Genomic DNA, 18,442 nt, shown 5'->3' with positions numbered 1-18,442 from the left:
CGTGATCCGATTATGGCGATCCGAGGGCTTACAGTGACAAATGTCACTCACTGACCAAGCTTAGCGTTCTGAGATTAGGCGATTTTTCCGCTTCACCCGCGTTTATCGCGCATTTCGGCCTTCGCCAGCTCCACCGAGGCCCTGAGGTCGATCTGGTCCAGCAGGGCGCTCAGCCCTTCGTCGCCGTCGTCGGTGCGCTCTTCGCGCAGGGTGCGCGCCAGTTGATCCAGCGAGGTCTCATCGGCGTCGCCGGTCAGAAGCGCCAGCTTGAGTTCTTCCAGGCGGTCCAGCAGGCCCCCGCCCCGTCGGATCGCCCGGCGACGCTTCTCCAGCGGCCCTTCGATCCCTTGCAAGGCCATAAGAGCCGACACGTCGGAAACGCCGCCGGTCGCAGCGCTGGCCGTCGCCGCCGAAGGCGACGCCGCAGCCGGCGCCTGGCCCAGCGAAAAGCCGCTGGCGGATCGCGTCGCGCGTGTGCTCGCGGGCGTGCTGACGCCGTTGGGGCCGACAACCTTCATGCGTAGGTGCTCCGCGTCATGACCTCATGCATGACGGGCGGCGGTGACTGTTTGGTTAACGCCCCGGCAAATCCTGCCGCTTCCCTTTCGCTGCAAAGCCCGCCTGCATTGAATTCACATCGTTAATTATTCGGCACGATCCTCGCAAGGATGCAGGCGTAACCTTGCGTGGACGCCTGACCGATGCAAAATCTGCTTGCCCGCCTTGCCGCCGCCGCCATCGGGACGCTCGCCGTCGCCGCTGCGGCCGGTCCGGCGCTGGCCCAGTCGCAGTCCCGCATCAAGGACATCGCCGCCGTCGAGGGCGTGCGCGGCAACCAACTGGTCGGCTACGGCATGGTGATGGGGCTGAACGGCACGGGCGATTCCTTACGCAACTGCCCCTTCACCCGCCAGTCGCTGGAAGGCATGACCGAGCGGCTGGGCGTCAATATCCGCGGCGCCAACGCCAACACCAAGAACATGGCCGCCGTCATGGTCACGGCCGACCTGCCCGCCTTCGCCACGCCCGGCTCGCGCATCGATGTCTCGGTCGCCTCCATGTGCGACGCGAAAAGCCTGCTGGGCGGTTCCTTAGTCGTCACCAGCCTTCAGGGCGCGGACGGTCAGGTCTATGCGGTGGCTCAGGGCTCGGTCCAGACCGGCGCCGTCTCGGCCTCGGGTGGTTCGGGCTCGTCGGTGACGCGCGGCGTGCCGACCGCCGGCCGTATCGCCTCGGGCGCCCTGGTCGAACGCGAGACCGGCTTCCAGATGGCGAACATGAACGAGGTGCGCCTGAACCTGCGCAACCCCGACTTCACCACGGCCCAGCGTGTCGCCGCCGTCGTCAACGCCGCCTATCCCGGTTCGGCCCTGGCCGAGAACGGCACGGTCGTCGCCCTGCGCGCGCCCGGCGAACTGGGCATGGCGGGCTTCATCAGCCGGATCGAGAACCTGGCCGTCAGCGTCGACACCCCCGCCAAAGTCATCATCGACGAGGTCAACGGCGTGATCGTCATGGGCGACGCGGTGCGCGTCTCTCGGGTCGCCATCGCCCAGGGCAACCTGACCATCTCGGTGGACGAACAGCCGATCGTCAGCCAGCCGGCTCCCTTCAGTCGAGGTCAGACCGCCGTCGTCCCTTCCACCCAGGTCAGCGTCGAAGAGGACCTGGGCACCCAGATGCGCATGGTCGGCGGCGGGGCCAGCCTGTCCACCCTGGTCAACGGCCTGAACGCCCTGGGCGTCAGCCCGCGCGACATGATCAGCATTCTTCAGGCCATCAAGGCCGCCGGCGCCCTCCAGGCCGACATTGAGGTGATGTGAGCATGAGCGACCTGACCGTCTCCCCCGATCTGCTGCGTCCCGCTGCGGCCGCGCCCACGGCGCCGAACCGCGACAAGATCGAGGAAACCGCAAAAGCATTCGAGGCCACCTTCATCTCGCAGATGCTGAAGCCGATGTTCGAGGGCCTGTCGACCGACGGCCTGTTCGGCGGCGGCCAGGGCGAGGCGACCTGGCGCAGCTTCATGCTGGACGAAATGGCCAAGAACACGGTCAAGGCTGGCGGTATCGGCCTGAGCAACACCGTCATGGCCGAAATGCTGAAGATGCAGGAGGGGCGGCAATGAGCGACACAGAACTGGCACAGGCGCGTGTGCGGCAACTGACCGCGCTGACGCTGCGCCTGACCGAACGCCTGGAAGCCGAGACCCTCGCCTTCGCCGACGGCCGCCCCCAGGACGTGGCCTCGGGCCTGGCCGAGACCCAGGAGATGGCCAATCTCTATCGTCGCGATTCCGCCCACGTAAAGGCGAACCCGGCCTTGCTGAGCGGAGCGCCGCTCGAAGATCGCAAGACCCTGATCGACGCCACGCGCGACTTCGACGCCGTGCTGACCCGCCACGGTCGCGCCGTCGACGCCGCCCGTCAGATTTCCGAGGGCCTGGTCCGCGCCATCGCGGCGGAGGTCACCGCCGCTCGCACGCCGGCCTCCGCCTATGCCGCCGACGGCCGCGCGGCGCTGGGCGACGGACGCGCCGTCGCCATCAACCGGATGGCCTGAATCCCTGCGGTTGCAGAGAAATCTCGCTAAGATTTCATCGATATTGCAAATGAGTTTCGAGCCTGCGCCTAAGGATTATTGCCTATTTTTTAAGCGACTGCGTGTCAGCATGCCTTCATGACGCTGACCACCCGCCTGCTAGGCTTGGCCTTCGCATCCGCCGACACACTGGTGGAGGTGGACCCGAAAGGCGTTGTCTCCTTCGCTATCGGCGCTGGAGCGTCGGCGGGCGAGGACGCCGGCGCGACCTGGACCGGCCGACCGCTGCTCGATCTGTTGCACGATGGCGCATCCACCCTGACGGCCCTGGGCAAGATGAAGTCCGGCGTGCGCATTCCCTCTACGTCCATTCTCGTGGCGGCAGGACCCGACCGTGTGCGTCGCGCCACGTTCCGGGCCTTCGTCCTGCCGCAGATGGCGCCGGCCGTATCCTGCGCCATCTCCTATGAAGGCCCGGCCTTCGCGCTCGAAGATCTTGAAACCCGCCCTCTGCTGGAGGCGGAAGAATTCCTGGCCGACGCCGGGCGGGTGCTGGAGGCCAACACGGACCTCGCCCTGTCCTTCCTGGACATTCGCGGCCTGGAGAACGTCAGCGGCGACGCCGCCGACCGTCTGAACCGCCGCATCGAGGCGACCTTGCAATCAGCGGCCATCGACGGTTCGGGCGCGGCCCAGCTGACCGGCGTGCGTTTCGCCTTGCTGCGTCCCGCCAACGACCGCCGCGACATCGCCGCAGAGATCATTGAGGCCGGCCGCGCCGAAGGCCTTTCGCTCGGCGCCGAAGCCTTCAGTTCGCCGGTGCCGCCCGGATCGGACTCGCTGTGCGTCCTGCGCGCCATGCGGTTCGCCATCGAGGGCTGCCTCAAGGGCGATGGCCTGATCAATCCGCAGATCGCCTTCGCGGACTCGCTGAAGCGCACCTTCCGCGACGCCGAGACCTTCCGCAGCCTGGTCAAGTCGCGCGAGTTCCAGGTCCACTATCAGCCCATCGTCCACCTCGACTCCCGCGCCGTCCACCATTTCGAGGCCCTGACCCGCTTCAACGGAAATACCGGCCCGGCAGACGCCATCCGCATGGCCGAGGAGCTGGATCTGATCGAGTCCTTCGATCTCGCCGTGGCGGAAAAGGTGCTGAAGCGGATGCGTCAGTCGGGCGCCGGCCTGCTGAAGATGGCCATCAACGTCTCCGGCGCCTCACTGGGCGACGACACCTATGTCGAACAGCTTCTGCGCATGACCGCCGGCGCGCCCGAGGAACGCCGGCGTCTGATGGTCGAAGTCACCGAAACGTCCGCCCTCGCCGACATCGAGGCCGCCGACCGTCGCCTGGCCGCCCTGCGCGAAGCGGGGATCAAGGTCTGTATCGACGACTTCGGCGCGGGCGCCGCCGCCTTCGACTATCTGCGCAAACTCTCGGTCGATGCGGTCAAGATCGACGGCGCCATCGTGCGCGACATCCAGACGGACGAACGGTCCAAGGCCATGCTGCACAGCATCGTCGAACTGTGCCGCTCGATGAAGCTGGAAACCATCGCCGAGATGATCGAGACCGACGGGGTCGCCGCCGAGCTGAAGGCCGCAGGCGTCGAATATGGCCAAGGCTGGTTGTTCGGCCGCGCCGAGGCCGAACCGCGCACACAGCTCACCAGCCCCTCGATGGTCCGTCGCAAGGGCGCCGTCGAAGCCTGGGGCTGACGGCTGGAGGCGACATCCGTGGCCTAGCCATCCCATTTCTGTCAGCAAAGCCTAGACGGATCAGAGACTTGACTTCGACCATCGACAATCGACCTGTCTTGGGGTCAAGCCGTGCGATGATGATCCGTTCGGTCTTTGAAAACTCAAATCCATCCAGAAGTTGGACTCGTTAGACTCGTTGGACTGTTTTTTCTGACTTGGAGTCCAAGTCGGATCACAGGGCTAAGGTGCGCGTGATCTCCAACGCGGCCAGGAAGTCTGCGTCGTGGCTGACGACGATCAGCGCCCCGTCATAGGCGGTCAGCGCCGCCTCCACGGCCGCGATGGCGTCCAGATCCAGATGGTTCGTCGGCTCGTCCAGCACCAGCAGTTGCGGCGGCGTCGTGCCGGTCATGACGCAGGCCAGGGCCGCCCTCAGCCGTTCCCCGCCTGACAGGTCGCCGACCCGGCGCTGGGCCGCCGTATTGCGAAACAGGAACCGCGCCAGCGCCGCCTGGGCGTCGTTGACGCTCCCTTGCGGGTTCAGCCGCCGCCACGCCTCGACCAGCGTCTCGTCCGGCCTGAGAATAGCCGCCTCCTGATCCAGCAGGACCGCCCGCACCGGCCGCTCGACGAACCCGGCCGTGGGTTCCAGATCGCCTGTGATCAGCCGCAACAAGGTCGTCTTGCCCGCCCCGTTCGCCCCGGTGACTGCGACCCGCTCAGGCCCGACAAGTCTCAGGTCGATCGGCCCGACCACGGTCCGCCCCTCAGGCGTCGCCCACGACGCCTGATCCAGCGTCAGCACCGTTCGCCCGCCCGCCAATCCCGTCGTCGGCATGGGGATGGCCATCGCCCGCGTCCGTTCAACCCGCTCCTGCGCCGCCGCCAGCGCACCTTGCGCCGCCTCGGCCTGTCGCGTGGCCAGCAGCCGGTCACGCCCGCCGCTGTTTTCGGCCCGCTCGGCCCGTGCGCCCAGCAGGATTTTCGGCAGATCGCCCTTGGCCGCCTTGCGCCGCCCTGCCGCGTCGCGCTTCGCCTTGGTTTCGGTTCGCCTCTGCGCCTCGGCGCCCGCCCGCGCAACATCGCGCTCGGCCTCGGCCAGCCCTCGCTCCGCCGCCTCCCGCTCGGCCGCCTTTCGCGCGACATACAGGTCATAGCCGCCGCCGTAGATCGCCACGCCCAAGCCTGACACCTCCACGATCCGGTCCATCCGACGCAGCAGGTTGCGGTCATGGCTGACCACCACGGCCCCGCCGTCCCAGCGCCCGATCACCTCGGCGACCAGCGCCCGCGCCTCCACGTCCAGATGATTGGTCGGCTCGTCCAGCAGGATCAGATCCGGCCGCGCCAGCATCAGGCCCGCCAGCCTCAGACGTGTCTGCTCGCCCCCGCTCAGACTGACGGTCAGCCGATCCAGCGCCACCTCCGACAGACCCACGGCGGCCAGAGCCTCGCCCAGCCGCACCTCCAGCGTCCAGTCGGCCTCGGCCAGATCGTCGGCCGTCCCCTCGCCGTCCAGCACCCGCGCAATGATGGCCAGATCCTGCGCCACGCCTAAAGTCTGCGCCGCCGTCTCGTTCGGCTCAGGGTCGTAGCGCTGATCCAGCACACCCACCGACCCGGCGCGCGCCACCGCGCCCTCGGCCGGCGTCGCAGCGCCCGAGATCAGGCACAGCAGCGTGCTCTTGCCCGCGCCGTTGCGGCCGACGACGCCCGTGCGCTCGGCGCCGAACGTCAGGCTCAGATTATCGAATAGGGTTACGCCGTCAGGCGTCCTGGCGGCGACCTTGTCGAGTGTCGCGCGTGCGGACGGGGACGCGTTTCGGCTTTGGCTGGTTGACATTGAGGATCACGAGCAGCATGGCGGACAGGGCGGAACCGGTGGCCAATGCGATGATCATGATCGTCAAACCTTCTGCAAAACGCGTCAGAACAAGGAGGATGGGTTGTAATCCTGCAATGCGCAAGTCTGGTGTCGAACACGGCCGCGTGAGAAGCTTGACCGTCAGGAGGCCTCGATGAAGCCTCTAGTCTGCCTCTCGCTCGTTTCCGCCATGGCGTCGGCCGCTTGCGCCAGCGTCCCGGACACGCCGCCTGCGCCCCCGAACTATACCGCCGTTCCGACTCAGGAGCCGACTCGAAACGCCCATCTTTACGCCGCCTGTCTGGAACAAGCTGCCGCAGCGGGCGCCTATCGCCGCACGGACAATGGCGAAGGCGCTGAACTGCTGGTGTTCACATGCACTGGCGCACCCGCGACCGCCTTCGCCGCTGCGCTCGCGCCGTGGAGCGACAAGATCAGCTCGGCCTTCCAGCGCGACGGCCGCACCTTCCGGTCCACCGCCAAGGCCGAAGCCAACCTGTTCAGCGTCGACTATTGCTCGACCGACGCGACCGGCGACGACGCGATCTGCGTCCTGACCTTCAACGCCGGCGACTTCCTCGACCAATAGGATTTCGCCGGGTAAACGGCGACGATGCAAAGCCGCTTCCGCATCGAAGATCCAGCCGGCGCCGCCGAGCGTCGTGATGCCGCAGTCCAGCGTCTGCGTGACGAGACCGGCATTGACGAGACCATGATCGACGCCCTGGTCGAAGCCTTCTACGCCCGCGTCCGCGACGACGCCCTGATCGGCCCGATCTTCGCGGCCCGCATCACCGACTGGGCGCCGCATCTGGCGCAGATGAAGCTGTTCTGGTCGTCGGTCGCCCTGTCCACCGGCGTCTATCAGGGCCGGCCCATGCCCAAACACCTGCCCCTGCCCATCGACGCCCGCCATTTCGACCGCTGGCTGGAGCTCTTCGTCGAGACCGCCCGCGCCCTGTGCCCGCCCGTCGCCGCCAATCACTTCATCGAACGCGCCCGCCGCATCGCCGAAAGCCTGGAACTGGGCGTCGCCACCGCCAGCGGCGTCATCCTAACCAAGGGCGAGCGGTTCGTCCGGCCGACAAAGGCTTGGTCGCCGGAATAGGTCAGGCCCGCCAATTTTCACGAGAGTGGAAGATATGCGAGACGACTACCCGCCGCACCTCGACCCGATAGATGATGACATAGGCGCCTTCGCCGAACGGCGCCTTAAGTCGCCGGTCCCTATCGTCGATCTTCTGCCCCCTGTCCGGCATATCGGACAGCGACCGTAGCGCTGCCTTCAACACCGCCCGCATTCGCTCTACGGCCGAAGGCGCCGCTTCAGCCAGGAAAGAGGTCAGTCGCAGTAAATCCCGTTCCGCAGACGGAAGCACGACGACGGCAAACTTCATCTCGCCTTCGCGCGCAGCTTCTCGTCCAAAGCGGCATCAAAGGCGGCCAGCGCGTCCTCAAGCGGAATTGTCTCCCCCGTCCGCTCATATTCCGCCCAGCGTTCGGCGTCCTCCGCGACCCAAGCCGCCGGATATTCGCTGACGCCTGCGATGCTGATATTGCCGATCACGCCTTCCAAAGCTTGGAGCGCATAGGCCGTCGGCTCAACGCCTGCAGCTTCGGCCGCAGCCTTAAGCCGCCGCGCCTGATCTTCGTTCAGATGGATGTCGAAACCATCGGCCATGCCGCACGGTAACCCAGCCTGCGGACCGCCGCAATGTTCCCACAATGTTCTTGCTTCAATCCTGCGATTCATCCCCATATAGCGATGTCGCGCCGGACCCGACCGGCCTCCTCCGCGTTCCCGGACAGCATGACCGAAAAGCACAACTTCATTCGCGTTCGCGGCGCCCGCGAGCATAATCTCAAGGGTGTGGACCTCGATATTCCGCGCGAACAGTTGGTGGTGATGACCGGGCTTTCGGGCTCGGGCAAGTCGTCCCTGGCGTTCGACACCATCTATGCCGAAGGCCAGCGTCGCTATGTCGAGAGCCTGTCGGCCTATGCGCGCCAGTTCCTGGAGCTGATGGGCAAGCCGGACGTGGACCTGATCGAGGGCCTGTCGCCGGCCATCTCCATCGAACAGAAGACGACGTCCAAGAACCCGCGCTCGACCGTCGGCACGGTGACCGAGATCCACGACTATATGCGCCTGCTGTGGGCGCGGGTCGGCGTGCCCTATTCGCCCGCGACCGGCCTTCCGATCGAGAGCCAGACCGTCAGCCAGATGGTCGACAAGCTGGTGGCCCTGCCCGACGGTGAGCGCATTCTGCTGCTGGCCCCCGTCGTGCGCGGCCGCAAGGGCGAGTATCGCAAGGAGATCGCCGAGTGGCAGCGTCAGGGCTTCCAGCGGCTGAAGATCGACGGGCAATTCTATCCGATCGACGAAGCCCCGACGCTGGACAAGAAGTTCAAGCACGACATCGATATCGTCGTGGACCGGATCGTCACCAAGCCTGACCAGGAAGCCCGCTACGCCGACAGTCTGCAGACGGCCCTGGGCCTGGCCGACGGCATCGCCAACGCCGAATGGGCGAGCACGGCCGAGGGCGAGACCGCACCGCGCAACCTGCTGTTCTCGGAGCGGTTCGCCTGCCCCGTCTCGGGCTTCACGATCAGCGAGATCGAGCCGCGCCTGTTTTCGTTCAACAATCCTTTCGGCGCCTGCCCGGTCTGCGACGGCCTTGGGGTCAAGCTGGCCTTCGACGCCGACCTGGTGATCCCGGATCGCGACAAGACACTGCACAAGGGCGCCGTCGCCCCCTGGGCGCGCGGCCCCTCTCCGCTCTACACCCAGACGCTGCAGTCGCTCAGCCGCCACTACGGCTTCTCGATGGACGTGGCGTGGCGCGAGCTTCCGGCTCAGGCGCACAAGGCGATTCTGTATGGAACCGGCGCCGAGAAGATCAAATTCACCTACGACGATAACGCCCGCAAATACGAGGTCTCCAAGCCGTTCGAGGGCGTGCTGCCGAACCTGGAACGCCGCTGGCGCGAGACCGACAGCGCATGGGTGCGCGAGGAACTGGCCCGCTATCAGTCCGAGACCCCATGCGACGCCTGCCACGGCAAGCGGCTGAAGCCCGAAGCCCTGGCGGTCAAGGTGGGCGCCCAGGACATCGCCGACATCTCCACCCTGTCGATCAAGAAGGCCTATGACTGGGTCCAGGCCCTGCCCGAGGCGCTCAGCGACAAGCAGATGGAGATCGGCCGGCGCATTCTGAAGGAGATCGGCGACCGGCTGCGGTTCCTCAATAACGTCGGCCTCGATTATCTGTCGCTGTCTCGCGCGTCGGGCACCCTGTCGGGCGGTGAGAGCCAGCGCATTCGTTTGGCGTCGCAAATCGGCTCAGGCCTGACCGGTGTCCTTTATGTGCTGGACGAACCCTCTATCGGCCTGCACCAGCGTGACAACACCCGCCTGTTGGAAAGCCTGAAAGGGCTGCGCGACCTGGGCAACTCGGTCCTTGTCGTCGAGCATGACGAGGAAGCCATTCTGACCGCCGACTATGTCATCGACATGGGCCCGGCCGCCGGCATCCACGGCGGCGAGGTCTGCGCCGAGGGCACGCCGGCCCAGGTCATGGCCAATCCCAAGTCCCTGACCGGCAAATATCTGACGGGCGAGCGCGAGATCGAGATCCCCGCCGACGGTCGCCGTCCGATCGACCGCAAGCGGATGCTGAAGATCAGCGGCGCCAGCGGCAACAATCTGAAGAGCGTCACGGGCGAGATCCCCGTCGGGGTCTTCACCTGCATAACCGGCGTGTCCGGCGGCGGCAAGTCGACCTTCACCATCGAGACCCTGTACAAGGCCGCCGCTCGTCGCCTTAACAATGCGTCAGAAGCCCCCGCACCCTTCGACCGAATCGAGGGGTTGGAGCATTTCGACAAGGTCATCGACATCGACCAGTCGCCCATCGGCCGCACCCCGCGCTCGAACCCGGCGACCTATACCGGCGCCTTTGGCCCGATCCGCGACTGGTATGCGGGCCTGCCGGAATCCAAGGCTCGCGGCTATGGCCCCGGCCGGTTCAGCTTCAACGTCAAGGGCGGCCGCTGCGAGGCCTGTCAGGGCGACGGCGTCATCAAGATCGAGATGCACTTCCTGCCCGACGTCTATGTCACCTGTGACGTCTGCAAGGGCAAACGCTATAACCGAGAGACGCTGGAGATCGTCTTCAAGGGCAAGTCCATCTCGGACGTGTTGGATATGACGGTCGAGGAAGCGGCGACCTTCTTCAAGGCCGTACCGCCGATCCGCGACAAGATGCTGACGCTGGAGCGGGTCGGGCTGGGCTACGTCAAGGTGGGCCAGCCGGCGACCACCCTGTCGGGCGGCGAGGCCCAGCGGGTCAAGCTGTCCAAGGAACTATCGAAACGGGCCACCGGCCGGACCCTCTACATCCTCGACGAGCCGACGACCGGCCTGCATTTCGAGGACACCCGCAAGCTGCTTGAGGTGCTGCAGGAGCTGGTCGAGGCGGGCAACACCATCGTGGTGATCGAGCACAATCTCGATGTCATCAAGGTGGCCGACTATCTGCTCGACTTCGGCCCCGAGGGCGGCGACGGCGGCGGCGAGATCGTCGCAGTCGGCACGCCCGAACAGGTGGCGGACAATGACGCCAGCTGGACCGGGAAATACCTCAAGGAGGTGCTTGATCGGCACGAGACCCGCCGCAAGGCGCGGGTCGCGGCTTTGGGCGGATCGGTCGGCGAACCGGCCAAGAAGAAGCGGGCGAAGGCTTCCGCCTAGCCGCCTTTGTCTCCATCGCCGCCGGGACTCGACGGCGATGGAGGGGAAGTTGCTCAGCGCGGCTTCAATGCCGCCCAGGCCGCCGAGAAGGGCGCGTAGAGCACGGCCAACTGCAGGGCCGACAGGAAGGCGTTGACGACCGAGGATAGCAGAAGGGCCGGCCAGGCCTGGGCCAGGATCTGCATCGTTCCCACGCCGTCGTAGCGGGCCAGGGTCTGAATCCCGCCGGTCATCAGGTCGGTCGCCGCGCCGATGATCATGCCCAGGATGCTGACGATCAGGTACATGATGACCGCGATGACGGCCATGCCCAGCAGCGCCCAGAAATGGCCCTTGGTGGCGCCGAAGGATTCGAACAGCGTGATCTTGCGGCGATCCACGGTCATCGGCACGGCCAGGCTGAACTTGATCGCCAGCCAGACGATCAGGGCGAAGACGGCGAAGACCAGCAGCACGCCCGCCAGGATCATCAGGGGCTGACCCGATGCCGAACCGAAGCCGATGGCGGCGCCCACCAAGGCCATGCCCACGCCAGAGGCGAGACCCACGATGATGCTGACCAGCAGGCTGACGACAAGCACGCGCACCTCGTCCATGCCCACGCGGACATAGCCCCAGCGCGACTCTTCAGGACGCAGGACCGATCGTGCGACGGCGGCGCTCAACACCGTGCCGATCAACAGCCCGGCCGGCGCCGCCCAGGCCAGCGCGCCGGCATAGACCTGACCCAGGGCCTGGAAGTCCGCCATCGACGGATTGGCCGACTGTTCCAACGCCTCGCCCGCCGCCATCAGGGCCGCCCATTTGTCGGCGCCCAGGCCGAACATGACGACATACATCAGCAGATAGACCAGGCCCCAGGCCAGGGCCACGACCGGATGACGGCGAACGACCCGAAAGCCTTCGAAGGCGGCGTCGGTGGCGGAAAAACTCATGACAACTCCGGGTCAGATTCGGAGCCAGCCTAGCGCATCCGCAGGCCCGCGTCCTGCGGCCCTGGGATGAAGGCCGACCGGCCGTCAGTTGGCGGAGCTGATGGTCCAGTCGGCGATTTGGGTATTGATATCGCGCGTGGCCGTATCGAACGCCGCCACGATGGCCGACACGCGATTGTCGCCGGCTGGCTGGATCACCGTGAAGACCCGTTCGACCGAACGCCCCTCCTCCGGGCGAATGGCGCCGGTCGTCCCCGCCCGCCGTTCAGGCGTGGAGCGCAGTTGCGCGCGCGCCGTCACCACAACGTCCGGCGCGGCGCCCGGCGCGGCGTAACGCGCCTCGAACGCCGTGACCGTCACCTGCAACACCAGGGGCGGCGTGCCGGCTTCGCGACGGCCCAGGACGCGGATCCGGTCGGCCCGGTTGGCGAAGGCGGCCTTCAGGCTGTCGTCGAACAGGGTCGAGGCCGGCGACACCCAGCGCGCGCCGCCGATGTAGGCCGTCTCCAGACCTGTGACGCCCAGGATGCGGTCATCGCCGGTCGCCTGCGGAAACTCGATGCGGCGGATCGAGACCGTCAATGGCGCGGGCGTGTCGCCCACGGCCGACGGCGCCTCGACCGGCAGGCCGAACCGATAGTTCTGCACCGGGTCGGGGTTCGACAGCAGGGCGCACCCGCTCAGGGCCGTCAGGACTGCTGCGGCTGCCGCCATTCGAAGGACAGGACGAAGGATCACGGCTGCACCTCCAGCTCTTTGGATTGGGGACGACCGATGAAGTCGCGCGGGCTGGCGCGGACATCGTCGATCAGGGACTGCAGCGAACGGGTGGCGTCCTGCAACTCTTCGATCGTGCCGCTCAGTTGCGGCAGGCTGTTGGTGGTGAAATCGCCCAGCGGACGCTCCAGCCCGCTGATCGACCGGTTGGCCGATGCGATGGCCGTGCGGGCCTCCGCCGTCGCCGAGTTGATGTTGGCGATGGCCTGGCGACCGTCCGTATTGATGATCTGACGCGTGTCCACAGCGAGGGCCTGATATTCCTTCACTGCGGCATTGGCGTTGGTCACAGCCTCTTCCAGTTGCTGGAAGATGGCCTTGCGGGCTTCAAGCTCGGTCGTCAGGGATTCCACATTCTTCACGCTGGTCGAGAAGCTGCGGATATTGTCGTCGGACATGACGCGGTTGATCCGGTTCAGGGCATCCACCGTCTGGGCCAGCACCGTGCCCGAACCGCTGAGCAGTTCGGCGATGGGCGACGGCTGGCTTTGCAGCACCGGCACGACATTGTCGGGATACTGGTCCTTCAGCAGGGCGCTGTTGGGCGAACCGGCGGTGATCTGGATGTAGTTCAGGCCCGTGATGCCCTGCGGCTCCAGCTGGGCGCGCGAGGTCACGCGAACCGGCGTGGTGCCGTCCACACGCACCCGGGCGATGACCTGGTCGCCACGCTTGGTGTCGATGTTCAAATCGGTGACTTCGCCGACGCGGATGCCGTTGAAATGCACTTCGCCGCCCTCCGATAGGCCGTTCACCGGCCCGTAGAAGACGATGTCGTACATGTCGTAGTCGCTGTTGAACTGAAGCCGGGCCAGCCAGATGGTGAACACGGCCAGCGCCGCCAGAAGGCAGACGGTGGCGATCCCGACCGCGGCGTAATGTGCGTCTCTTTCCATAGTCGGCTCTCCTCAGGCCGCCGTCTTGGTGGCTGCGCGACCGCGCGGCCCCAGGAAGTATTCCTTGATCCACGGATGGTCGGAGCGTTCCAGCTCCTGCACCGTGGCCTTTTCCACGACCCGCTTGTCCGCCAGCACCGCCACCTTGTCACAGATGGCGTACAGCGTATCGAGGTCGTGGGTGATCATGAAGACGGACAGACCCAGGTCGTCCGCCAGTTGCCGGATCAGGTCGTCGAAGGCGGCCGCGCCGATGGGGTCCAGCCCCGCCGTTGGTTCGTCCAGGAACACCAGTTCCGGATCCAGCGCCAGCGCCCGCGCCAGGCCGGCGCGCTTCTTCATCCCGCCCGACAGTTCGGCAGGCTTCAGGTGATGGTGCTCGGGCTTCAGACCGACCATGGCGATCTTCAACTCTGCCAGCTCATAGATGACGGCCTTGGGTAATTTGGTGTGCTCGACCAGGGGCGAGGCGACATTCTCCAGCACGCTCAGCGACGAGAACAGAGCGCCCTGCTGGAACAGGATGCCGGTGCGCCGCTCGATATCCGCCGACTGATCGTCGGTCAGGGTCGCGCGGTCGTAGCCCAGCACCTTGACCGAGCCGCCCTCGGGCTCTTTCAGGCCGATGATGGTGTTCAGCAGCACGGTCTTGCCCGCGCCGGACCCGCCGACCACGCCCATGACCTCGCCCCGCACAAGGTCGAGGTCCAGGTTCTCGTGGATGGTGCGGTCGCCGAACTGGCTCAGCAGGCCGCGCACCTCGATCAGATTTTCCGCCTCGGTATTGGAAGCGTCGGTCATATGTTCAGCTCCAGGAAGACCAGGGCGAACACAGCGTCCAGCAGGATGATGGCGAAGATGGCCTGCACCACGGCGGCCGTCACACGGCGTCCCAAGCTCTCGACGTCGCCGGCGACCGACATGCCCTGACGGCAGCCGATGGCGGCGATGACCAGGGCGAAGACTGGCGCCTTCACCAGGCCAACCATCATGTGCTGGGCCATGGTCCCGTCCTCGACCAGGCGTTGGAAGAAGAAGGCGGGACCGAGGTTGAGCGAGGTCCAGCACACCACCAGACCGCCCATCAGACCGCCGATCATGCCCATGAAGGTCAGCAGCGGCAGCATCAATACCAGAGACGCCACGCGCGGGATGACCAGGGCCTGGAACGGATTGACGCCCATGACCTGCATGGCGTCGACTTCCTGGTTCATCCGCATGGACCCGATCTCGGCCGCGAATGCCGACGCCGAACGCCCGGCCAGCAGGACCGAGGCGATCACCACCGCGAACTCGCGGAACATGGCCACGCCGATCAGCTGCACCGCAAAGACCTGGGCGCCGAAGTCGGTCAGCAGGTCCACGCCGATGAAGGCGACCACAGCCCCGATGAAGAAGTTGGTGATCATGACGATGGGGATGGCGTCCAGACCGGCGCGCTCGGCCTGGCTGACCCAGGCGGGCCAACGAATGCCGCCGGGATGTTTGGCGGCCTCGACCACGGCGGCCATCAACCGCCCCAGGAAGGCCAGCGACAGCATGGCCTCGGCGCCGAAATCATAGACGCCCCGGCCGATCTTGGCGAAGGTGCGGATGAAGGCGCTGGGCTGTTTCGGGGCCGGGGCGCTCTCGCGCTCCAGCAGTTCGATCATGTGATAGATGCGGCCCGCCTCGGGACGATCCTTCCACTGGCTTTTGGAAAGACGGCCGCTGGAGGCCTGCACCAGGGCCAGGGCGCCGGCCGTATCGAACCGGCCCAGGTCGGCGGTGTCGATGCTGGCGATCTCGCGCCCTTCCAGATCGCGGCTCAGCTCGGTTGGCAGACGGCCGAGAGCCGTCGTCGTCCAGTCGCCGGACAGGCGCAGCTTCGCCGCGCCGTCCGCATCGACGATTTCATACTGCGGCTGGTTCATCGGGCCTCGAACGACCGGTCGGACATCGCGATCTTCCCCAGGCCGCCTCTCAAGACAGCCGAAATCCCTACCGCGCTAATGGTCAAGCCGGCAGACGATGTCAACGCGCGATGACATTCGCGCGGATGTTTGTCGTTCGACCGTGTCGAGACCGCCTCCCCCATTCGTTTTTTCCCAACTGTCACGCTGGCGCTGATGCCAAACGCGGCCGAACGGGATTCGTTCTCGGATCAATCCATACGACGTCGAACCGCGACCAGATCATCGATGAACAGCCGCCGCGCCTGAGCTTTCGCCGCTTCATCCGGCAGACGCAGCAGATAGGAGGGGTGAACGGTCAGGACGGCGCTCGATCCATCTTCCAGCGCGATCGGCGCGCCGCGTTCCTGCATCACGGCGGGTTTGCGCCCCAACAACGCCAGGCCGGCCGTCGCGCCCAGGGCCAGCACCACCCTGGGCTTGATCAACCGCCGCTCCGCATCCAGCCACCAACGGCAGGCCTGCACCTCGCCCGCATTCGGCGTCTTGTGCAGACGGCGCTTGCCGCGCGGCTCGTGCTTGAAGTGTTTGACGGCGTTGGTGACATAGACATCGGACCGGTCGATGCCGGCCTCGGCCAGAGCCGCATCCAGCACCTGCCCCGCCGGCCCGATGAAGGCGCGACCGGCCAGATCCTCCTGATCGCCCGGCTGTTCGCCGACGATCATCAACCGCGCCGTCGTTGGCCCTTCGCCGCACACGCCCTGGGTCGCATCGCGATACAGGGGGCAACGGCGGCAGGCCTGAACGCCGTTTACCACATCTGTCAGGCTGTCAGGCACGGCCTCGGCGTCCGGCCGCGCTGCGTGAAGGTCCGGCGCCGTCAGACGCGCGAAGCGCGGATTGGGTTCGGGCGCGGGTGCGGCCACCATGGTCTCGGTGCGAAAAGACGAGGCGGCGATCAATTCGGGGATTAGGGCGGCCTCTGGCAGGTTCTTCCAATAGGATTTGGCCATCTCGCCCTGCATGGTCTTCACCTTCAGGCGCGCGGGATTGAAGGTCGAGGCGTAGTAGGTCCTCCAGAAGTCCTCGATCTCGTCCTGGGCCGGCGCCATGTCGCGCGTCGCGGGCGGGCCGAACCGTAGCGTCTCGCCGTCCCAAAAGGCTGAACCGTCCGGCGTCAGGATCGACCAGCGCATGGTCGTAAACCGCCGCTGGAAGAAGGGCGCGGTCTTCTCCAGCACCCGGTGCGGCGGCTCGAACCACGCGATCCAGGCCTCCCCCCGGTCGTCGTGAACCTGACGAAAGCGCACGAAGGCCTTCATCTTGTGCGACGCCCGGCTGACGTTCTTGGCCCGCTCCAGCGCGTCGGCGACATCCCGGTCGGAGATCACCTTGATCAGGTCGGGCTCCTTCCTCAGCCGCCACAGCAGTCGATACATCAGGTCGAACCGGTCGGCGGATCGGTGCAGGATCACGTTCTTGGCCAGATCGACGAAGGCGGCGGGAACGGTGAACTCTATTTCCCTCCGCTCATCCCCGCGAAAGCGGGGACCCAGATCTTTGGGCGTTCCCCCCTCCGGGCATGTCCCGCTGCCGATCCCAGACATCGTGCCCCGCGACAGCACTGGGTCCCCGCTTTCGCGGGGATGAGCGGAATGGGGTGTATCGAACAACCCGCCTTGAACAGCAGACAGCTCGCCCCGCACCGCAAACCGCACAGCCGCCGGCTCCACCCCCGCCAGCCGAAACATCCGCGCCGCCTTGCGCCAGGCGTCAAAATCCGTCTCCCCGTCCAGTGTCGCGATCGCCATCAGAACAGGCTCAATTGCTCGGGCGTGCGGCTGGTCACCCGCGCCCTCAGGTCGGCCGCATCCGTCAACCCGCCCGGCGTCCAATCCAAGGCCGTGATGAAAGGTCTGATCTTGGCCACCGACCGCGTCAGCCGCCCGACATCCTCCAGCCGCAAGGTCCGATACCGCCGCACCGACACGATCCGGTCCACCGCCTTCACGCCTAGCCCCGGCACCCGCAGCAGCATCTCGCGCGAAGCCCGGTTCACATCGACCGGAAACTGCTCGCGCTTGTTCAAAGCCCAGGCCAGCTTGGGATCGACCGCCAGGTCCAGCATCCCGCCCGTCGCCCCCTCGCCGATCTCGGGCGCTGAAAACCCATAGAACCGCATCAGCCAATCGGCCTGATACAGGCGGTGCTCGCGCATCAGCGGCGGCTTGGACAACGGCAGGATGGCGCTGGAATCCGGGATCGGGCTGAACGCTGAATAATAGACCCGCCGCAAGCCATAGCCGCCGTACAGCGACGCGCTGCGGTCCAGGATCTCGGTGTCCGGCGCGCCGTCGGCGCCGATGATCAACTGAGTGCTCTGACCGCCCGGCGCGAACTTCGGCGGTTTAATCTTGTCGCGCTTGGCCGCCTCGACGCCCAACCGCACCTGGCTCATCGCCTTCTTGATGACGCCGACGTCCTTCTGGGGCGCCAGTCGGGCCAGGGCCTCGTCACGCGGCAGTTCGATATTGGCCGACAGACGGTCGGCATACAGACCCGCCATCTCCACCAGCTTGGGATCGGCCTCGGGGATCAGCTTCAGGTGGATATAGCCGCGGAAATCGTGAACCTCGCGCAGGGTCTTGGCCACCAGGACCAGCTGTTCCATCGTATAGTCGCCGGATCGAATGATGCCCGACGACAGGAACAGCCCCTCGATATAGTTGCGCTTGTAGAAGTTCAGCGTCAGGTCGACGACCTCGTCCACATCGAACCGCGCTCGCTCCACGTTCGACGACACCCTATTGATGCAATAGGCGCAGTCGTAGATGCAGAAGTTGGTCAGCAGGATTTTCAGCAGGCTGATGCACCGCCCGTCCGGCGTATAGGCGTGGCAGATGCCCATTCCCTCGGTCGAACCAATCCCCTTGCCGTCGACCGAGTTCCGTTTCGACGTTCCAGATGACGAACACGAGGCGTCGTATTTCGCAGCATCAGCGAGAACGGACAGTTTTCGACGCAGATCGAGACGAGCCATTGTTCATGATACGTTCTCGCACGGCGATCGGTCCAGCGTA

Annotated in this window: 18 protein-coding genes; 7 read left to right on the top strand and 11 right to left on the bottom strand. The window is 66.1% G+C overall.

Annotation, left to right across the window (positions count from 1 at the left end; genetic code table 11):
- Positions 1 to 92 precede the first annotated feature (92 nt).
- Positions 93 to 518, bottom strand: a complete 426-nt coding sequence (locus WC597_RS14995) for a flagellar assembly protein FliX (protein WP_372694551.1) — start codon at positions 516 to 518, stop codon at positions 93 to 95.
- A gap of 183 nt (positions 519 to 701) precedes the next feature.
- Between WC597_RS14995 and WC597_RS14990 the strand changes: the two genes are divergently transcribed.
- The 4 genes from WC597_RS14990 (at position 702) to WC597_RS14975 (ending at position 4,257) form a co-directional block, all read left to right on the top strand.
- Entirely contained in the window at positions 702 to 1,823 is a 1,122-nt protein-coding gene (locus WC597_RS14990) for a flagellar basal body P-ring protein FlgI (RefSeq protein ID WP_372694549.1), read from the top strand.
- 2 nt (positions 1,824 to 1,825) lie between these two features.
- Positions 1,826 to 2,128 carry a rod-binding protein gene (locus tag WC597_RS14985; protein ID WP_346495873.1) on the top strand — a complete coding sequence of 101 codons (303 nt, stop codon included), beginning with the start codon at positions 1,826 to 1,828 and terminating at the stop codon, positions 2,126 to 2,128.
- Positions 2,125 to 2,562, top strand: coding sequence for a flagellar basal-body protein FlbY (locus WC597_RS14980; protein WP_372694547.1), 438 nt, complete (start codon positions 2,125 to 2,127; stop codon positions 2,560 to 2,562). Before WC597_RS14985 ends, WC597_RS14980 begins: the two co-directional genes overlap by 4 nt.
- Before the next feature lie 117 nt (positions 2,563 to 2,679).
- Positions 2,680 to 4,257, top strand: a complete 1,578-nt coding sequence (locus WC597_RS14975; protein ID WP_372694545.1) for an EAL domain-containing protein — start codon at positions 2,680 to 2,682, stop codon at positions 4,255 to 4,257.
- Positions 4,258 to 4,471: 214 nt separating this feature from the next.
- Here the strand turns inward: WC597_RS14975 and WC597_RS14970 are convergent, their stop codons facing one another.
- Positions 4,472 to 6,082, bottom strand: a complete 1,611-nt coding sequence (locus WC597_RS14970; RefSeq protein WP_372694543.1) for an ABC-F family ATP-binding cassette domain-containing protein — start codon at positions 6,080 to 6,082, stop codon at positions 4,472 to 4,474.
- A 175-nt stretch (positions 6,083 to 6,257) separates the two neighbouring features.
- Between WC597_RS14970 and WC597_RS14965 the strand changes: the two genes are divergently transcribed.
- Both WC597_RS14965 and WC597_RS14960 read left to right on the top strand, forming a co-directional pair.
- The gene (locus tag WC597_RS14965; protein WP_372694541.1) at positions 6,258 to 6,692 is read left to right on the top strand and encodes a hypothetical protein; all 435 of its coding nucleotides are present in this window, start codon (positions 6,258 to 6,260) and stop codon (positions 6,690 to 6,692) included.
- Positions 6,693 to 6,716: 24 nt separating this feature from the next.
- Positions 6,717 to 7,211, top strand: a complete 495-nt coding sequence (locus tag WC597_RS14960; RefSeq protein WP_372694539.1) for a group III truncated hemoglobin — start codon at positions 6,717 to 6,719, stop codon at positions 7,209 to 7,211.
- A 1-nt stretch (position 7,212) separates the two neighbouring features.
- Here WC597_RS14960 and WC597_RS14955 read toward each other — a convergent pair whose 3' ends face one another.
- Positions 7,213 to 7,500 carry a type II toxin-antitoxin system RelE/ParE family toxin gene (locus WC597_RS14955; RefSeq protein WP_372694537.1) on the bottom strand — a complete coding sequence of 96 codons (288 nt, stop codon included), beginning with the start codon at positions 7,498 to 7,500 and terminating at the stop codon, positions 7,213 to 7,215.
- Complete coding sequence (locus WC597_RS14950; protein ID WP_372694535.1) at positions 7,497 to 7,862, bottom strand: hypothetical protein; 366 nt, start codon at positions 7,860 to 7,862, stop codon at positions 7,497 to 7,499. Before WC597_RS14950 ends, WC597_RS14955 begins: the two co-directional genes overlap by 4 nt.
- A gap of 51 nt (positions 7,863 to 7,913) precedes the next feature.
- Here WC597_RS14950 and uvrA point away from each other — a divergent pair, with 51 nt between their 5' ends.
- Entirely contained in the window at positions 7,914 to 10,859 is a 2,946-nt protein-coding gene (gene uvrA / locus WC597_RS14945; RefSeq protein WP_372694533.1) for an excinuclease ABC subunit UvrA, read from the top strand.
- A gap of 53 nt (positions 10,860 to 10,912) precedes the next feature.
- Here uvrA and WC597_RS14940 read toward each other — a convergent pair whose 3' ends face one another.
- The 7 genes from WC597_RS14940 to WC597_RS14910 all read right to left on the bottom strand — a co-directional run bounded on the left by WC597_RS14940 (position 10,913) and on the right by WC597_RS14910 (position 18,402).
- Positions 10,913 to 11,794 carry a hypothetical protein gene (locus tag WC597_RS14940; protein ID WP_372694531.1) on the bottom strand — a complete coding sequence of 294 codons (882 nt, stop codon included), beginning with the start codon at positions 11,792 to 11,794 and terminating at the stop codon, positions 10,913 to 10,915.
- An 84-nt stretch (positions 11,795 to 11,878) separates the two neighbouring features.
- A complete protein-coding gene (locus tag WC597_RS14935) occupies positions 11,879 to 12,532 on the bottom strand; it encodes an ABC-type transport auxiliary lipoprotein family protein (RefSeq protein WP_372694529.1) in 654 nt (217 codons plus the stop codon).
- Positions 12,529 to 13,467, bottom strand: a complete 939-nt coding sequence (locus WC597_RS14930) for an MlaD family protein (protein WP_372694527.1) — start codon at positions 13,465 to 13,467, stop codon at positions 12,529 to 12,531. Before WC597_RS14930 ends, WC597_RS14935 begins: the two co-directional genes overlap by 4 nt.
- Positions 13,468 to 13,479: 12 nt before the next feature.
- Positions 13,480 to 14,268: an ABC transporter ATP-binding protein gene (locus tag WC597_RS14925; RefSeq protein WP_372694525.1), complete on the bottom strand. Its 789-nt coding sequence runs from the start codon at positions 14,266 to 14,268 to the stop codon at positions 13,480 to 13,482.
- Positions 14,265 to 15,380: an MlaE family ABC transporter permease gene (locus WC597_RS14920; RefSeq protein WP_372694523.1), complete on the bottom strand. Its 1,116-nt coding sequence runs from the start codon at positions 15,378 to 15,380 to the stop codon at positions 14,265 to 14,267. The genes WC597_RS14925 and WC597_RS14920 overlap by 4 nt, the downstream gene beginning before the upstream one ends.
- A 230-nt stretch (positions 15,381 to 15,610) precedes the next feature.
- Entirely contained in the window at positions 15,611 to 17,173 is a 1,563-nt protein-coding gene (locus WC597_RS14915; protein ID WP_372694521.1) for a UdgX family uracil-DNA binding protein, read from the bottom strand.
- The gene (locus WC597_RS14910) at positions 17,173 to 18,402 is read right to left on the bottom strand and encodes a putative DNA modification/repair radical SAM protein (RefSeq protein WP_372694519.1); all 1,230 of its coding nucleotides are present in this window, start codon (positions 18,400 to 18,402) and stop codon (positions 17,173 to 17,175) included. The genes WC597_RS14915 and WC597_RS14910 overlap by 1 nt, the downstream gene beginning before the upstream one ends.
- Between the last annotated feature and the right edge of the window lie 40 nt (positions 18,403 to 18,442).

The organism is Brevundimonas sp., assembly GCF_041648115.1.
Taxonomy (GTDB): Bacteria; Pseudomonadota; Alphaproteobacteria; order Caulobacterales; family Caulobacteraceae; genus Brevundimonas.
This window is presented reverse-complemented; position numbering and strand designations above follow the sequence as displayed.

Coding starts and splice junctions, on each gene's coding strand:
- WC597_RS14995 (WP_372694551.1), bottom strand. CDS start 518: ATGAAGGTTGTCGGCCCCAACGGCGTCAGCACGCCCGCGAGCACACGC.
- WC597_RS14990 (WP_372694549.1), top strand. CDS start 702: ATGCAAAATCTGCTTGCCCGCCTTGCCGCCGCCGCCATCGGGACGCTC.
- WC597_RS14985 (WP_346495873.1), top strand. CDS start 1,826: ATGAGCGACCTGACCGTCTCCCCCGATCTGCTGCGTCCCGCTGCGGCC.
- WC597_RS14980 (WP_372694547.1), top strand. CDS start 2,125: ATGAGCGACACAGAACTGGCACAGGCGCGTGTGCGGCAACTGACCGCG.
- WC597_RS14975 (WP_372694545.1), top strand. CDS start 2,680: ATGACGCTGACCACCCGCCTGCTAGGCTTGGCCTTCGCATCCGCCGAC.
- WC597_RS14970 (WP_372694543.1), bottom strand. CDS start 6,082: ATGTCAACCAGCCAAAGCCGAAACGCGTCCCCGTCCGCACGCGCGACA.
- WC597_RS14965 (WP_372694541.1), top strand. CDS start 6,258: ATGAAGCCTCTAGTCTGCCTCTCGCTCGTTTCCGCCATGGCGTCGGCC.
- WC597_RS14960 (WP_372694539.1), top strand. CDS start 6,717: ATGCAAAGCCGCTTCCGCATCGAAGATCCAGCCGGCGCCGCCGAGCGT.
- WC597_RS14955 (WP_372694537.1), bottom strand. CDS start 7,500: ATGAAGTTTGCCGTCGTCGTGCTTCCGTCTGCGGAACGGGATTTACTG.
- WC597_RS14950 (WP_372694535.1), bottom strand. CDS start 7,862: ATGGGGATGAATCGCAGGATTGAAGCAAGAACATTGTGGGAACATTGC.
- uvrA (WP_372694533.1), top strand. CDS start 7,914: ATGACCGAAAAGCACAACTTCATTCGCGTTCGCGGCGCCCGCGAGCAT.
- WC597_RS14940 (WP_372694531.1), bottom strand. CDS start 11,794: ATGAGTTTTTCCGCCACCGACGCCGCCTTCGAAGGCTTTCGGGTCGTT.
- WC597_RS14930 (WP_372694527.1), bottom strand. CDS start 13,467: ATGGAAAGAGACGCACATTACGCCGCGGTCGGGATCGCCACCGTCTGC.
- WC597_RS14925 (WP_372694525.1), bottom strand. CDS start 14,268: ATGACCGACGCTTCCAATACCGAGGCGGAAAATCTGATCGAGGTGCGC.
- WC597_RS14920 (WP_372694523.1), bottom strand. CDS start 15,380: ATGAACCAGCCGCAGTATGAAATCGTCGATGCGGACGGCGCGGCGAAG.
- WC597_RS14915 (WP_372694521.1), bottom strand. CDS start 17,173: ATGGCGATCGCGACACTGGACGGGGAGACGGATTTTGACGCCTGGCGC.
- WC597_RS14910 (WP_372694519.1), bottom strand. CDS start 18,402: ATGGCTCGTCTCGATCTGCGTCGAAAACTGTCCGTTCTCGCTGATGCT.